Origin of the sequence: Bacteroides reticulotermitis JCM 10512, from assembly GCF_000517545.1 — a bacterium.
Classification (GTDB): domain Bacteria; phylum Bacteroidota; class Bacteroidia; order Bacteroidales; family Bacteroidaceae; genus Bacteroides; species Bacteroides reticulotermitis.
Genome location: NZ_BAIV01000034.1, coordinates 31,835 through 48,734, shown reverse-complemented (window position 1 = coordinate 48,734; position 16,900 = coordinate 31,835). Strand labels below are relative to the sequence as shown.

Annotated in this window: 9 protein-coding genes and 2 pseudogenes; all 11 read right to left on the bottom strand. The window is 41.2% G+C overall.

Annotated elements, in window-relative coordinates; genetic code table 11:
* Position 1: 1 nt before the first annotated feature.
* The 11 genes and pseudogenes from JCM10512_RS17765 to JCM10512_RS17710 all read right to left on the bottom strand — a co-directional run bounded on the left by JCM10512_RS17765 (position 2) and on the right by JCM10512_RS17710 (position 16,843).
* A complete protein-coding gene (locus JCM10512_RS17765) occupies positions 2-1,444 on the bottom strand; it encodes a lipopolysaccharide biosynthesis protein (protein ID WP_044165057.1) in 1,443 nt (480 codons plus the stop codon).
* 443 nt (positions 1,445-1,887) lie between these two features.
* On the bottom strand, positions 1,888-2,403 hold the full coding sequence (locus JCM10512_RS17760) for a 3-deoxy-D-glycero-D-galacto-nonulopyranosonate 9-phosphatase (RefSeq protein WP_044165036.1): 516 nt from the start codon (positions 2,401-2,403) through the stop codon (positions 1,888-1,890).
* Positions 2,403-3,452, bottom strand: a complete 1,050-nt coding sequence (locus JCM10512_RS17755) for an N-acetylneuraminate synthase family protein (RefSeq protein ID WP_044165034.1) — start codon at positions 3,450-3,452, stop codon at positions 2,403-2,405. Before JCM10512_RS17755 ends, JCM10512_RS17760 begins: the two co-directional genes overlap by 1 nt.
* Positions 3,453-3,775: 323 nt before the next feature.
* A complete protein-coding gene (locus tag JCM10512_RS17745; RefSeq protein WP_052517284.1) occupies positions 3,776-4,210 on the bottom strand; it encodes a cytidylyltransferase domain-containing protein in 435 nt (144 codons plus the stop codon).
* 120 nt (positions 4,211-4,330) lie between these two features.
* The gene (locus JCM10512_RS17740) at positions 4,331-5,641 is read right to left on the bottom strand and encodes a UDP-glucose dehydrogenase family protein (protein WP_044165032.1); all 1,311 of its coding nucleotides are present in this window, start codon (positions 5,639-5,641) and stop codon (positions 4,331-4,333) included.
* 222 nt (positions 5,642-5,863) lie between these two features.
* Positions 5,864-7,798: a polysaccharide biosynthesis protein gene (locus JCM10512_RS17735; RefSeq protein ID WP_044165031.1), complete on the bottom strand. Its 1,935-nt coding sequence runs from the start codon at positions 7,796-7,798 to the stop codon at positions 5,864-5,866.
* Between the two features lie 123 nt (positions 7,799-7,921).
* Positions 7,922-8,284 carry a UpxZ family transcription anti-terminator antagonist gene (locus JCM10512_RS17730; protein ID WP_044165029.1) on the bottom strand — a complete coding sequence of 121 codons (363 nt, stop codon included), beginning with the start codon at positions 8,282-8,284 and terminating at the stop codon, positions 7,922-7,924.
* Between the two features lie 2 nt (positions 8,285-8,286).
* A complete protein-coding gene (locus JCM10512_RS17725; RefSeq protein ID WP_044165028.1) occupies positions 8,287-8,868 on the bottom strand; it encodes a UpxY family transcription antiterminator in 582 nt (193 codons plus the stop codon).
* Between the two features lie 1,545 nt (positions 8,869-10,413).
* A pseudogene (carB, locus tag JCM10512_RS17720) lies at positions 10,414-13,649 on the bottom strand (carbamoyl-phosphate synthase (glutamine-hydrolyzing) large subunit).
* A gap of 101 nt (positions 13,650-13,750) precedes the next feature.
* Positions 13,751-14,931, bottom strand: a pseudogene (gene carA / locus JCM10512_RS17715) (glutamine-hydrolyzing carbamoyl-phosphate synthase small subunit).
* Between the two features lie 28 nt (positions 14,932-14,959).
* On the bottom strand, positions 14,960-16,843 hold the full coding sequence (locus JCM10512_RS17710; RefSeq protein ID WP_044165026.1) for an amidophosphoribosyltransferase: 1,884 nt from the start codon (positions 16,841-16,843) through the stop codon (positions 14,960-14,962).
* Between the last annotated feature and the right edge of the window lie 57 nt (positions 16,844-16,900).

Here is a 16,900-nt window from a genome sequence, read left to right as displayed (position 1 = left end):
TTTATAAATCAATTATATTGGGATTGTTAACTATCTTGGAAAATATTCTTTTTAAGAAATATAAATCTTTGAAATTCAACATAATAAATATCAATAGCGGTAAAAATATAATGCACTCTAGTCTCATTATAGAGATTACTAATGCTAGTGAATACGGAATAAAAAGCTTTAATGGGAAAAAAGTCTTTAATGTATAAAGAAAATCACATTGACCTTTCAATATTTTATTACCTTCGTAAGTTGCAAGCAATGAAAATATCATATAGGAAATAAGTGTTGAGATAATTACGAATGAATATTCCACATGTATAATAAAGACCAAAAACAGAGCAATAGCAATGGTTGTTAATAAAGCAATAACTGAAATCCTAGATGAAATCTTTTCTTTATTCTGTGCAATCAACAATGTATTATATCCATAGCTATTTGTATTCATTAGAATAGTTAAAGCTATCATATTCATTGATGTTAATGCTGGCTCATATTTTGGGAATATCAATACAAGTAGAGGAAAAACTGTTAAGGCACAGTAAATAAGCATATGTGATGTTGTAATGTATCCGACTCTGAGTTTATCCAAGACAACTGTTTTTTCTGTATTATCCGTATTTGAGAGCATATCAATTGTTTTAGGAAATATAATTGTGTTCACAGAATCAAGCATTAACATTACAGCATTGGCTATAGTGTAAGAAAATGTAAAATAGCCAAATTCCTCAACACTGTAATTACCGCTGATTATAGTACGTACTGCAATCAAAATAAAATAAAAACTGGAATTATAAAAGAATAAATATAAACCTTTGTTGATTAGTACCTTTTGTAGCTTAATACTAATGTCAGATATACTAAATTGGGGAATTACACCCTTACAATAGCATATACAAGTGATTACTAAACAAGATAACATATTAACCACTGTAAGACTCATTACTAAGTTCTCCCCTTTAAAGAACCAAACAGTAGCGAAATTCGCAATTACAGGGATAGTACCTATAAGTGATAATTCATTAACTTGATTGCGAAACCTTATAACTGTAGTAAGTATACTATTATAGTATGTCAAAACTGCCGTAAAAGCAATTAATAGAAAATATTTCCCTAGATCATAACCAGCCCATTTGTCTTTTTCAAAGAAAGCAAAGAACATAGTTCCAGCTACAACAGCAATGTTAAGATATGTGAATATCACTAATGAATTAAGGGTGTATCGATCTTGTATTTTTTTACTTTTTTTATTCTGCACCAACAACACATTGAGCGAATGTGGTATTCCAAAATTAACTTGTGTAAAATAGCTTAAAACAAGCAACACAACACCATAGACACCAAGATAGTATGGGCCAAGACGTATTGCAATTATAAGTGATAAAGCAAACTGTAGTCCATAGGTAATATAGCGTGTTACTAAATATATGAAAATTTTATTTTTTACAAAAGACATATGATTTGGAAACGTCCAAAGCAACAATTCATAATAATTAACACTTTATATATTAAGCAGTTGCTTATTACGAAGCGATAAATGGATTTTATTTTTTAAGATTATTTTCATAATAGTATAGCATTAATACCGGCTTTTCTTCTTCGCTTAATGCCTTGTAATTCTCGAGTAGATTTACAAAATACTCATAAGTGGTAATTTTATTCATAGAATAGCTTTGCAATAGCTTCAACAGCTGCCATATTGTTTTGTTGGCACCATTACACTATATTAGTCGGTCATGTACCAAACATTCTACATAAAAATAGAAGGACTTTTACTTGCAAAAGTCTTATTAGTTACATAACCCTCTGTTGGTATACAACTTTTCTAGTAATTAAAATATTCTTCAACAGCCGACAGACTACGGCTGCCTTTCTCATAAATTTAATGGACTAGTTTCTCTATTGGTTCAATAGAGAAACGTCATGGATAATTTTTGAAATGACATTGCTTCCTAGAATTGTTTCAACAAACTCTCGGAATACACCATTACCTCCTTTTTTTGTTAAATGAATATTTGTAATTACCTTAATATACTCAGGAGCTGTGGACGGAGCACCTGACCATTTAACCAATTTTAAAAGTCTAATATCATTCAAATCATCACCGATATATGCTACTTCATCAAGGGTGATATCCATTCTTTTACATAGTTCAAGAGCAATAGCAACTTTATCTTTAGCACCAAGGTAGAGGTAGTCTATTTGAAGCTTTTCTGCTCGTCGTCTAACTATTTCAGTGTTTTCGCCAGTGATGATACCTACAGGAATTCCAAGATGGTGAGCAAATAAAACACCTGCACTATCATAAGTGCTAAATTTCTTCAACTCAATGTTAGTAGCATCATAATACATACTTCCATCAGTCCAAACACCATCGATGTCTGTAAGTATCAGTTTTGGTAGATTCTTATCCATTAGTCTATGAGGTTCTGATAAATGATTTCGTTTGCAGGAATATCTTTAATCGCTTTATGACCAATAATCATATCATTTTGTGCCCACTTGAATCCATTACCTGGACTAAGCATGTGTATTTTATCCTTAGTGATAACTTCTCCTGCCTTGATTTCATATTTTGAGGCAATTGATCGTTCAAGCTTCTCCTTTGAACCGGCTACACTCTTGTCGATGTAAATATCTTCTGTACCCAGCCAATGCTCAACCATTCGGATATCACGCACCATACGATTTACTCCATCGGGACCTAAAGACCCCGGCTGATCTGTCCCCTTCATGTGACGATCAATGGTAATATGCTTCTCTATAATCTCGGCACCCATTCCAACAGCAATAGCAGGAGCAGAAATACCAATAGTATGATCAGAGAAACCTATGCGATACTGTCCATAATGCTTTTTAAGATAGCGGATAGTATTGAGGTTCAAGTTGCCTGGATGAGTAGGATATTGAGAAACACAATGAAGAATTGAAATTTCATCATGATAGTGTGTGATGGCTTCAAGCGCATCATCCAACTCCTTCTTTCCTGCCATACCTGTAGATAAAATTATAGGTATTTTTGTTTCTGCCATAGAAGCAAGTAGGGGAAGGTTCGTGAGATCGCGGCTTGCTACCTTCAAGTAATCTGGTGTGAACAACTTAAGCATAGAGAGACAACCCTTTGCGCAAAGAGTTTCTACAAAATCCAGCCCCTTATCTTTTGCAAACTTGTAAACCTCGAAGTGTGCATCATCGTCTAGTTCAAGGAAAGCGCGATGCTCACCATATGTCTTCCCAAATGAGTTCGCATTCTCGTATGGACGATTCATTTGAGTGTTAGTAAACTCTTCATTAAGGTCACGACGAGTCATCTTAACGGCATTCATCGGTTTAAGATCAAGTCCAAAAACATCTTCGTGAACAGGACGTGCTATGAGTTCTACAATAAGCTTTGCGATATCAACTGAACCATTGTGATTCTGCCCAATCTCTCCAATAATGTAAGTTTGACCTTTAGTTATCATTTCTTATCACTTGTTATTTTGAGTTATATTTTTTAGCATTGATTGTTTAATATCCTCATGTGCATCTAAGTAGCTTACAACATCTTGAAGAACAAAATTGTCATTCTGTGCCTTTAGATCAGAATATACCTTGGTAGCATTTATGAGATCATCCAATGTGTCAACAGTCAGACGGATGTCATTGCGATTCTGAAGATAAACAGGGCACACAATCCATTCGCATTTATACTCATTAGGATGATTGTATATATGATAGGTAACATGCTCGTGAGCAAGTGTCCCCTCTTCTGTGGCAAATGCTACGCGTTTTAGAGCATCCAAGGTTACATATTCACCCCAGAAGCCAAAATGGGTAAGAATAGAAGCTTATCGTTAATACGGAAGCCAATATAATCAGCATCACTAACCTTAGCCTTCTGAATTAGTTCTGTTATTCCGCGCCAGTCCATAAATGGATTGTCAGAACAGATGCGGATGATGCCATCAACATTATTAGCCTCTGCTGCTCTAATAAAACGGTCTAGTACATCATTCTCTGAGCCACGATAAACGAGTTCACCTTTATTAAGAAGAAAAGTTTCAAGGTCGTCATTGTTTTCATTTACTGATGTAGCAACAATAACTTTTGTTCCTTCCACTTTATGTAGATTATTGAGAAGAACCTCAATAAGAGTTTCTTCTCCATAAAATTTCTTTAAAATTTTTCCATGCAGACGAACCGAACCCATTCGAGCCTGAATAATTATTCCGATATTCATTTAGTGATATATTTTTATAGTTATTAAAACATAGCTAACGACTATTACCAGAATTGTCTTTTATTAAATAAATAAGACATTCTAATACTGCGAAATTACATCAATAGTTATAACTAGACTTTATCCAATTTTATAATATTCAAACCCGTTTTCTGCAACTTCTTTTGCATCATAGATGTTACGACCGTCAATGATGACTTTATTCACCATAGCTTTTGCTAGGACAGGGTAGCTTGGCATTCTGAATTCCTTCCATTCAGTTACAAGTAGAAGTGCTTCTGCATCTATAGCTGTTTCATACATATCTTTGCAATATGTTACTTTATCACCGATACGACGTTGGCATTCAGGCATTGCAATGGGGTCATATACCCTAACAAAACCACCTGCTCTAATAATTTTATTTATCAAAACCAATGCAGGTGCTTCACGCATATCATCAGTTTCAGGTTTGAAAGCAAGTCCCCACATAGCAACAGTTTTACCTTTAATATCACCATTAAAGCGATTCATCAATTTGTTGAATAGAACTGATTTCTGTTTTTCGTTTACAGATTCTACAGCCTGTAGAACTTCCATCTCATAACCAACTTTTTGTGCAGTCTTTATAAGAGCCTTCACATCTTTAGGAAAACAGCTTCCACCATATCCACAACCAGCATAAAGAAATTTCTTTCCAATGCGAGTATCTGTACCAATACCTTTGCGAACCATATTCACATCTGCACCTACCAATTCACAAAGGTTTGCGATGTCATTCATAAAGCTAATACGTGTCGCAAGCATAGAGTTAGCTGCGTATTTAATCATTTCAGCAGATGGTATGTCCGTAAATATTAAACGGTCATTTACAAGCATAAAAGGCTTGTAAAGACGAGCCATTCGCCTTCTTGCTTTGTCAGACTCAACCCCAACTACAACACGGTCTGGAGACATAAAGTCTTTGATAGCTGCTCCTTCCTTTAAGAATTCAGGATTACTCGCAACGTCAAATTCAACTTGCTCGCCACGTTTGTCAAGTTCTGCCTGAATTGTTGCTTTTACTTTTTTAGCAGTACCAACTGGCACTGTGGACTTAGTTACTACAACAGTATATTTTTTTATATTTTCACCTATATTTTTTGCTACAGCAAGAACGTACTTTAAATCAGCCGAACCATCTTCGTCTGGCGGTGTACCTACCGCACTGAAAACAACTTCTACATCATCGAGGACTTCTGCAAGATTAGTAGAGAATTTCAGCCGTCCTGCTTTTACGTTTTTATGAACCATTTCTTCAAGCCCAGGTTCGTATATTGGAATTATTCCATTTTTGAGGTTTTCAATCTTTCTCTCATCAACGTCTACGCAAGTCACACTAATACCCATATCAGAAAAACATGCTCCTGATACAAGACCAACATAACCTGTTCCTACTATAGCAATATTCATGTCTGTATATTTTTATAAGATTATAAACTCTTTGTGTTATTTTTCAAACAAGTTATACGGATCTTGTTGCTAAAGATTATTTTCTGTATCGATTCGCACCGGAAAGGCTTCTGCTTTGTAGCGAATAAAGAATCTTTCAAAATCCGAGTTACTGTACATAATCACAAATTGTATTGCAGCAACAAATAACTCTATTTTACGATGGCTTTACCTATACGTCTTTTAGGGACGATAACTATCCAACTTCTCGAACCTAGGAGAGTTTTCTGACTTAAACTCCGGTACGACTTCTTTCATTAGTCTAACCGTATCGATTATTTTCACTTCACGAGACAATCTTTCAAACTCTGCATACCTATCCAGAATATCCGAATATTCGTAATGACGTACTTTGGCCATCTTTATTTTCTTATTCCCTGTTGGAATCGTATTTTCATCATTACTCAGAACTTCCTCGTAAAGTTTCTCTCCGGGCCGCAATCCTGTAAACTGAATCTCTATATCTTCATCAGGCTTAAATCCTGCAAGTTCGATCATTCGTTTTGCTAAGTCCACAATTTTCACGGGTTTACCCATTTCGAATACAAAGATTTCATTGCCTCGTCCCATGGTAGCAGCTTCCATCACTAAACGGCATGCTTCGGGAATAGTCATGAAAAAACGTATAATCTCAGGATGAGTGACTGTTACCGGTCCTCCATTCTCAATTTGTTCTTTAAAGCGGGGAATAACAGAACCATTACTACCCAATACGTTACCAAAGCGGGTAGTGATAAAATTTGTATGACCTTTCACTTTACCCTCATGAATAGCACATCCCAAACTCTGTATATAGATTTCTGCCAAACGTTTCGAGCACCCCATTACATTGGTTGGATTGACTGCTTTGTCGGTAGAAATCATGATCATCTTTTCGGCCCCATATGCCAAAGCCGTATCAGCTACCTGACATGAACCTATCACATTGACAAGTACCGCTTCGCAAGGATTTTCCTCCATCAACGGAACATGCTTATATGCGGCAGCGTGAAACACGATTTGTGGACGATAAGTCTCAAACACCATGCGTAAACGCTCTTTTACCCGTACATCACCAATAACCGGAATAAATTTAAGATCCGGATATTCTTTCTCAAATTCCAAACGAAGATAGTGCAAAGGAGATTCGGCGGAGTCGAACATGACTAATGTACGAATGTGCATTTGTGCCAATTGCCGACATAGTTCACTGCCAATACTACCTGCAGCACCGGTAACCAAAACGACTTTATTATAGAATTCGGTCATCACTTCTTCCATATTGATTTGAATCTCAGTACGTCCCAATAAATCTTCTATTTTAATTGGACGTACCCATTGGTGAAAGTGTCCATTGGCATCGGCTTCACTGATAGTAGGAGCAATCAGCGTCTTGACTTTATAGGTCTTGCAATATTGAAGCAAGCGTCCTTCTTCGGCTCGTGTATCCTCATAATATGCAAATAGAATACCCTGAATACATTTTTTTCGTACTAAAGTATAGAAAGAGATTTCGTCCTTGAAAGAATAAACAGGTAAGCCGGAAATGCGGCGAAGGGAATCACTATTCCCGTATCGATAAAAACCTACCACTTTAAAATGATCGCCTTGTGTTAAACGGAGTTTCAAAGAGACACTTTTCTCATCAACTCCGTAAATAAGCAAGCGTATATTCCTTTTGCTCATGAAACTCAGCAAAAACTCATAAATGAGGACTAACAAAATACGAAATCCTACCATCAATATAAAAGTCAACATACTATCAAAAAGTATAAAAACAACTTTTTGAGCATCAGTTGTACTTTCACTTGGCAGAAAATTCCAAAGTACAATAGCGATGCAGGCAACTTTAAGAAAAGCAGCTCCCATTAAAGCCCATAACTCTTTCAATTGTGAAAAACGAATGGTATTCCGGTAAGTATGAAAGATAACAATCCCAAGTACACTACCAACTATCGACACTGCGAGTATCTCAAGTAAATTATGACGCATAGCCGATAAACCCACAACATGATAAATACCAAGATAGGCTATCAATGTACAAGTCACAGCAATAAATACATCTACCCCCAATATAAACCAATAACTAAAATAGTTTTTGGTTAAATAGCGAATGATTGATTCCAATTTGTGTTTCATTGTTTGTTTCCCCAATAAATGTTATATTACAAAATTCCCCATAAAGAAATAGCTGTAAAAAGTCTAAGTCTATTAAAATATTCAACAAGAAGAACCAATTGCTTAACTGCAGTTAACTAAATATTAAATATTCTCGTATTCGTTACACACTGCGAGTAATTGATCTTTTAAATGTGATGATGGCAGAATAGTCAACACCTCACGTGATCGCTCCAAAACAACTTGTTTTTTGGCTTCATCATCCGGATTGGCGTATAAAGAAACACTATACCCCATCAAAAGGGCTAAGCACAGTGCAGCTTCTTCATCTGCCGTTTTGCCCCGGTAAGGATACAGTGTATTTATTTGCTCGTGAATAGCTTGATTCAAACAAGCAAAATCATCTACATAGATACAGTCACCATCAGCTGTAGGATGTAGTAATGCATTAGCGGTATGATACAAACTGTCTAGTTTGTCTTGCAGCGAGTCAGTTGAATTCTCCATTCTTACCCCCTTTTTTCTCTGATAGGTTCTACATAACCCAGTGGTATGTCAACACAGGCACAACCTAACATGTTAAGACGAATAACAATTTTACTCTTTCCCCCTTCGGTGACAAACTCACCAACCAGTCCTTTTAGCGGTCCTTTGATAACACGAACCTCTTCTCCGTGTATCAACGGAACATCGACCATACTCACAGACTCTTCCGAATGATTGAGCATGAAGCGGAAACGATCCATTTGTTCATCGGGAATAACTGCCGGAGTACTTTCACCACGCATCACCATGAAACGACTGACCGTGGAAATGGTTAACACTTCCCTGCGTTCTTTCGGATCAGCATATACGAAAACCATCATCGGCAGAACAACTTTGTCGATAAGCTTACGCCGGTCACTCCACTGCCGGAGTTCCTGCTGTATAGGTACGAAACTTTTAATCCCCATTCTCTCCAAATGCTCTGATACTTTCTTCTCATGATGTATACGCACATAAGCTACATACCAGTGTTTAGAGCACGCTACGCCTTCCCCTGTCCCATTGCTAGGCGAAGCATCTAATGACTTATTATTTATTAAAATCACTTTTTTGTCCCCAATTAGATCCGGCACTTTTCAGGCAACGGATGTTAAACGTCGCAAAGATAGATAAAATACCTGATTTAAAACATACAAAGACCTTCTTTTTCAAAAAATATCGTAATAATATATCAAACCATGTAAAACGTCATCTACCGAGTCACTGAAGTACAGCTATATTTGCTAAAAACACCTAAATACGCCCCTGCGTCTAAGAAGTTACAGAAATATATATCGTATCTATAAAATATACAAGTAAAACAATTAGAAAATACAAGTTTTCTAACGTAAGAATAATTCTGTTATTTGAGTTTGGTTTGCTTAGTCAGCTCAGACTTCTTCAAACAAATATCAATAGATATTTCCCCATATTTCGCGGTAGTTAGTCTGGAATATCAAAGGATTGTATCCCCCTAGACGAAACCGACACAACTGGGTGGGAGAGAAAAACGCTGAAACACCCTACTGGCGGGCGATAGAGCAACATTATAGGGTAAACGCCGGATAAAACCAAATGTATAAAACAGGTAAATAATGAGTTTATTTAGGGTTAATTTTTGAAGAGGTAATTAACCTGCTGATTGAGACCAAAAAAGCGGCTCACACAGTCTTGAAACGGACATGTGAGCTGCTTTTATTTTGGGGCCTTTTTCTCCCTGAAATTAGTTTGAAAAATCAATGGGTGGACATTTTTAACATCTGAAATGAGCGTTTTGAGGGGCTTAACATACACATAAAACCCCTATTTTTGCACATTTCTGACAGAAAACAGACCCTTTAGTGTTTTGCATAGCATATTTGATCAACATCAGCCAACAAATACAACTAATTGACATTCAAGGTATTTCATACACAACAAATTAAGTTTTGCTTGAATCTCGCAAAATTATATATGCATTTACACTGCGCGGTAGTGGTGTACAAAACTAAATGCATAAAAATGGTATGAAGGGGGAGAACTTGCTTTTACATTTAACGGATGTACACTTATTACTGGACGTCTGAACGCAGGACCTATATATGAGAAATTGATACGTTTAGTTACGCCATCTATGCGTAAGTATACGTTCGCTAACTGTACGTTGATGGAGGGTTACGATACATTGCCCACAAATTGGAAGTAGCTATAAAATAAATCCCGCCCTACTTATCGCAAGCGGGGTGGGACAATTGTTTAACCAAGTAATTAAACAATCCCTACACAAAACATTAAAATGTGCCCGCAAAAATAAAGATTAAAATGGTAAAACAATTATTGACCGTAAAAAACGACTATGAAAATACGTCAAACCCCGCCTTATCTATCACAGATTAAGCGGGGCTAATTTGATTCGAGTTATTTCAGAGATTAATCAAAATTCCCGTAACGGTTCGAATTGTGGGGATTCTATTATTCTAGTATGTATTTATGTAGATTTCGATTTTAAAAAAGGTACATTTGGATTTGGTGATTATAATTGATAGATGGATATGACTTGGTTCATTGTATGTAAAAAGGCTACCCCCGTTTGCACGAAAGCAGCCTTTTGGATAAGTGTTGTGTGTATTTTCTTATTTGTATTCGGACCAGCTTTTGATGCCTATATCGTCGATGGACATGGTGCAGAAAGCATTGATAAACGCACTAGCCAGACGGGCATTGGTAATAAGCGGCGTATTCAAATCGATGGCAGCACGGCGGATTTTATAACCGTTGTCGAGCTCACCGGCAGTCAGGTTCTTAGGAATGTTGACTACCATATCGATTTCTTTATCTCGCAACATATCCAACGCCTGCGGATGACCTTCTTCGCTAGGCCAGAATACGTGTGTACTCTCAATATTGTTCTCGGCAAGTGCCTTATGTGTTCCGCCGGTAGCGAAGAGTTTATAGCCTTTGTCGACCAGCATGCGAGCAGCGTCCATCATATCGGCCTTCTGCTTCATAGTTCCGGTAGAGAGAAGGATGTTCTTCTTCGGAATGCGATAGCCTACGGATAACATGGCCTTCAGCACGGCACAAGAGGTGTCCATACCGATGCAACCAACTTCGCCCGTGGAAGCCATATCGACTCCGAGCACAGGGTCGGCTTTCTGCAAACGATTGAATGAGAACTGAGAAGCTTTGATACCGACATAGTCGAGTTCGAAAAGATTCTTGCTGGGTTTCTCTACAGGCAGGCCAAGCATGACCTTCGTTGCCAGTTCGATAAAGTTGATCTTCAACACCTTGCTGACAAACGGGAAGGAACGGCTGGCACGAAGGTTACATTCGATTACCTTGATGTCGTTTTCGCGAGCCAGATACTGGATGTTGAACGGTCCGGAGATATTAAGCTCTTTGGCTATCTCACGACTGATGCGCTTGATACGTCGAACGGTTTCAACATAGAGTTTCTGCGGAGGGAACTGAATGGTGGCGTCTCCGGAGTGTACACCGGCAAATTCGATATGCTCACTGATGGCGTAAGCTACGATTTCACCGTTCTGCGCTACAGCGTCCATTTCGACCTCTTTGGCATGTTCGATGAACTGGCTAACTACTACAGGATGTTTCTTCGAGATGTTGGCAGCCAGTTGCAAGAAGCGTTCGAGTTCTTCCTGATTGGAGCAGACATTCATGGCGGCTCCGGAAAGTACATAAGAAGGACGTACAAGTACGGGGAAGCCTACTTCGTCAACGAACTCATTGATATCTTCCATGGAGGTAAGTTCGCGCCAGCGTGGTTGATCGACACCGATACGGTCGAGCATGGCGGAGAACTTTTCACGGTCTTCGGCATTGTCGATGCTCTTAGCCGTTGTGCCCAATATGTTGACTTCTTGAGCGTCAAGACGCAGCGCGAGATTGTTCGGTATCTGTCCGCCGGTGGAGACAATCACTCCGTGGGGGTTCTCTAGTTCGAGGATATCCATCACACGTTCGAAGGTCAATTCGTCGAAGTAGAGACGATCGCACATATCATAATCCGTAGATACAGTCTCGGGATTGTAGTTGATCATCACGCTACGCCAGCCTTCTTTGCGGATAGTCTCCAGTGCTTGCACACCACACCAGTCGAACTCTACAGATGAACCGATGCGATAGGCTCCGGAACCGAGTACGACAATGGATTTATGATCGCCCAGGTAGTGCACATCATTCGCTACTCCGCCATAGGTGAGGTAAAGGTAGTTGGTCTGTGCCGGATATTCGGCAGCCAGAGTATCGATCTGTTTAACGACCGGAACAATGCCCAGACTCTTACGAAGCTTACGAACCAACAAGATTCCGTCTTCCATATCGCCTTCAAAACCTACGGCACGGGTGACCTGAAAATCGGAGAAGCCTTGCACTTTGGCTGTCTTCAGCAGATCGGCAGGAATCAGCGTAGTGTCGTTGACATCTCTAACTACGAGTTTACCGTCGTCCAGACGCAGCTTCCGAAGTTCTTCGGAGGTGTGCATGATATTCATCAGTTTCTGGAGGAACCATTTGTCGATCTTGGTAAGCTGATGTACCTGATCGATGGTATAGCCTGCACGGAAAGCTTTAGAAATGACAAAAATACGTTTGTCGGTCGGCTCGCGCAAAGCTTTATCGATATCGGGTATGACAAGTTCTTTGTTTTCTACAAATCCGTGCATACCTTGTCCGATCATGCGGAGCCCTTTCTGAATGGCTTCTTCGAAGGTGCGGCCGATAGCCATAACTTCGCCTACCGACTTCATCGAGGAACCGAGTTCTTTGTCCACACCGTGGAATTTGCCTAAGTCCCAACGAGGGATTTTACAAACAACATAGTCGAGTGCGGGTTCGAAGAATGCGGAAGTGGTTTTCGTTACCGAGTTCTTCAGATCGAAGAGTCCGTAACCGAGTCCCAACTTAGCGGCAACGAAAGCCAACGGATAACCGGTTGCTTTGGAGGCCAAAGCGGAAGAACGGGAAAGGCGGGCGTTTACTTCGATGACGCGGTAGTCCTCCGATTCGGGATCGAAAGCGTATTGCACGTTACACTCGCCCACTATGCCGATGTGCCGGATGATACGGATGGCCAGTTCGCGAAGTTTATGGTATTCACTATTGGTCAGCGTTTGGGAGGGTGCTATAACGATGGACTCGCCGGTGTGAATGCCGAGCGGATCGAAGTTTTCCATATTACAAACGGTGATACAGTTGTCGAAGCGGTCGCGCACAACCTCATACTCTACTTCTTTCCAACCGCGTAGTGACTTCTCGACCAACACTTGCGGTGAGAAGGAGAACGCTTTTTCAACAAGTACATTGAGTTGTTCTTCGTTATCGCAGAAACCGGAACCTAGTCCGCCCAATGCGTAAGCGGCACGGACAATGACAGGGTAGCCGAGTTCTTTGGCTGCACGACGGGCATCGACTACATTCTCGACTGCTTCGCTCTGGATGGTCTTAACATCGATCTCATCCAGTTTATGCACGAAAAGCTCGCGGTCCTCGGTATCCATGATGGCTTGTACGGGGGTTCCGAGAACTTTCACATTATATTTTTCGAGTATTCCTTCTTTATAGAGAGCAACTCCACAGTTCAGTGCGGTTTGTCCGCCGAAAGCGAGCATGATGCCGTCCGGCTTCTCTTTCTGGATTACTTTCTCGACAAAGTACGGGGTGACGGGAAGGAAGTAGATCTGGTCTGCTACTCCTTCGGATGTTTGTACCGTAGCAATATTCGGGTTGATAAGAACGGTGTCTATTCCTTCTTCTTTGAGCGCTTTGAGCGCTTGTGAACCGGAATAGTCGAACTCACCTGCTCACCGATTTTCAGGGCACCGGAACCCAACAATAATACTTTCATATATTTGGCCTCATCACGCCCTCTTCTTTGGAAAGGGTTCGGGAAGTTAGTTTTGTTATGGTTAATATTCATCATAATTAAAAGATCTGCCGGGAGTTTCCTTACGCTCCTTTGCCCTGCGAAAGGGAGGATGAAAGGCTTCTCACAAATTCGTCGAACAGGAATTCCGTATCTGTCGGCCCGCTTGCCGCTTCGGGATGGAACTGAGCGGAGAACCAAGGATTGGTTTTATGCTTGATTCCTTCGTTGGAGCCATCGTTCATATTGATGAAAAGCGGTTCCCAATCGGCTCCCAGTGTTTGGTTATCGACTGCATAGCCGTGATTCTGGGAGGTGATGAAACAACGTTCGGTACCTACCATACGCACCGGCTGATTGTGACTGCGGTGTCCGTACTTCAGCTTATAGATTTTGGCTCCTCCGGCTTTGGACAGAAGTTGATTACCCATGCAAATACCGAAGATGGGAAGTTGCTCGTTTGTCATGGCTTTACGGATGTTCTGCACAGCGGCATCACATGTGTCCGGATCGCCCGGGCCATTGGAAATGAAGAGTCCGTCGAACTGCAAACCATTATAGTCATAGTTCCAGGGGACGCGGATCACTTCTACATTACGCTTCAGCAAACAACGGATGATATTGGTCTTCACACCGCAATCTACCAGAACTACTTTTTTCAATTGAGAATTGGCAGCTGCCAATTGCGTGTTGATATCGGCGAAAGGAGTATCGACCGGGAAAGTACGGGAAGTACCATCGGGCAGGTAGGAGATAACTTCTTTGCAGGATACGCGATCGACGTAGTTTATCGACTCATAACTGTCAGCCGGCAAACCATCGGAACCGGATTCATCGTCGAACACAATGCGACCGGTCATAACTCCGTGCTCGCGAAGTACTTTGGTCAGCTCGCGTGTATCGATGCCTGTGATACCGGGCACTTGCTCACGCTTCAACCAATCGGCCAGGCTCTCTACCGCATTCCAGTGACTATACTCACAGGAGTAGTCGCTTACGATAATCGCTTCGGCATGGATTTTCTCACTTTCCATAAAGGTGGACAATCCATTCGACTCGATGGTGAAAGGAGGTACACCATAATTTCCTACCAACGGATAGGTCAATGTCATCAACTGGCCGGCATACGAAGGTCGGTCAGACTCTCCGGATATCCTGTCATGGCGGTATTGAATACTACTTCGCCCACCACCGGCTTCTCGTAACCAAACGACTTTCCGCTGAAGCGGCTCCCGTCGTCGAGGATTAAAGTTACATTTCTCATTCTTTATTGCTGAATCGTTGTATGGTTGTTAGAATTGATACATTTGTTCGATATAGTTTATAAATGCTTTGTTGAGCATCTTCACACCGCCAGGGGTCGGATAGTCACCGCTAAAGTACCAGTCGCCCATGTGTTTGGGGCACGCTTCGTGTAACCCTTGCAGAGGTTGATAAACGATCTCGACTTTAGCTTTTGTGCCTTGCGGAGTGAGTAGTTCGACCATCTTGGCGGAGATCTCTTCGTCGGTAAACGGAGCGTAGATTTCTTTCACGTAGTTTACCATCTGTTCTTTGGGCAACCCTACCTGATCTTTTGATTTCCGGTAGGCGGAGGCGATGATGTCGCGCATTTCACGTTCTTTCAGTAGTTCGATAGCGGCTTTGAAAGCAATGAACTCGCTCATCCGGGCCATGTCGATTCCGTAATAATCGGGATAACGAACTTGCGGCGAGGAGGAGACAATTACGATCTTCTTAGGACCGAGCCGGTCGAGTATACCGATGATACTTTGTCGCAACGTCGTTCCGCGCACAATGCTGTCGTCGATCACGACAAGGTTGTCGACTCCGGGAACAAGGCTACCGTAGGTTACGTCGTACACGTGGGCTGCCAAGTCATTTCGGCTGTTGCCCTCGGCTATGAAGGTACGGAGTTTAATATCTTTGATCGCTACTTTCTCGCTACGTATCCGTCGGGAAAGTATAGTTTCCAATTCTTCCATATTCGGACTATGTCCCAATCCGGCTATCTGCTGTACTTTTTCCTCGTTCAGATAGTCGTCGAATCCTTGCAGCATGCCATAAAAAGCGACTTCGGCAGTGTTCGGTATAAAGGAGAATACGGTATGATCGATATCATCATTAATGGCTTTCAGAATGTTGGGTACGAGTTTTTCGCCCAGAAGCTTGCGTTCTTTATAGATGTCGACATCACTACCTCGGGAGAAGTAGATGCGTTCGAAGGAACAGGCTCTTTTTTCTTGAGCTTTATTGATCTGGGAAGTACGTAATTTACCTTCTTTACTGATCAGGAGGGCTTGCCCCGGAAGAAGTTCTTTGATTTCTTCGGCAGGTACGTTCAGGGCGGTTTGAATAACAGGACGTTCGGATGCCAATACGGCTATTTCGTCGTCCTGATACCAGAATGCCGAACGAATACCCCAAGGATCGCGTATGGCAAAAGTCTCTCCGCTACCGGTAAGTCCGCAGATTACATATCCCCCATCCCACTCTCGGCTGGAGGTACGAAGTACGTTTGCCAGTTCGATATGTTCTTCGATGTAGTGAGTGACTTCCATACCGGTAAGGCCATCAGCTTCGGCTTGGTTGAACAGGCGTTCAACTTCCCGGTCGAGGCGGTGTCCCACTTGTTCGAGCATGATGTAGGTGTCAGCGTACTTGCGGGGATGTTGTCCGATGGCGGTGATGCGGGCGAAGATCTCATCGACGTTAGTCATATTGAAGTTGCCGCACAGCGCAAGGTTCTTGGCACGCCAGTTGTTTCTTCGGAGAAAGGGGTGTACGTAGGAGATTCCTGATTTCCCGGTTGTGGAGTAACGGAGGTGTCCCATATATACTTCTCCGGCAAATGGCAAGACGCGCTTGGCATATTCTGAGTCGTGCAATTGTTCCGGAGGTAGGTCTTTAAAATTGGCTTGTACCGTTTCAAAAATCTCGGTGATGGCTCCGGACCCCATCGCACGTTCACGAAACATATATTCTTCACCCGGACTGGACTCTAGTTTGACACATGCCAACCCGGCTCCTTCCTGTCCCCGGTTATGCTGCTTTTCCATCAGCAAATAGAGCTTATTTAGTCCGTACATCCAAGTGCCGTACTTCTTCTCATAATACTCCAAGGGTTTCAACAAGCGTATCATGGCAACGCCGCATTCATGTTTCAGTTGTTCCATAAGTCTCTCCCCGGTCCTCCCTTAAGGAGAGGAAACCGGATTACTTTTAATTATTGT

Coding starts and splice junctions, on each gene's coding strand:
- JCM10512_RS17765 (WP_044165057.1), bottom strand. CDS start 1,444: ATGTCTTTTGTAAAAAATAAAATTTTCATATATTTAGTAACACGCTAT.
- JCM10512_RS17760 (WP_044165036.1), bottom strand. CDS start 2,403: ATGGATAAGAATCTACCAAAACTGATACTTACAGACATCGATGGTGTT.
- JCM10512_RS17755 (WP_044165034.1), bottom strand. CDS start 3,452: ATGATAACTAAAGGTCAAACTTACATTATTGGAGAGATTGGGCAGAAT.
- JCM10512_RS17745 (WP_052517284.1), bottom strand. CDS start 4,210: ATGAATATCGGAATAATTATTCAGGCTCGAATGGGTTCGGTTCGTCTG.
- JCM10512_RS17740 (WP_044165032.1), bottom strand. CDS start 5,641: ATGAATATTGCTATAGTAGGAACAGGTTATGTTGGTCTTGTATCAGGA.
- JCM10512_RS17735 (WP_044165031.1), bottom strand. CDS start 7,798: ATGAAACACAAATTGGAATCAATCATTCGCTATTTAACCAAAAACTAT.
- JCM10512_RS17730 (WP_044165029.1), bottom strand. CDS start 8,284: ATGGAGAATTCAACTGACTCGCTGCAAGACAAACTAGACAGTTTGTAT.
- JCM10512_RS17710 (WP_044165026.1), bottom strand. CDS start 16,843: ATGGAACAACTGAAACATGAATGCGGCGTTGCCATGATACGCTTGTTG.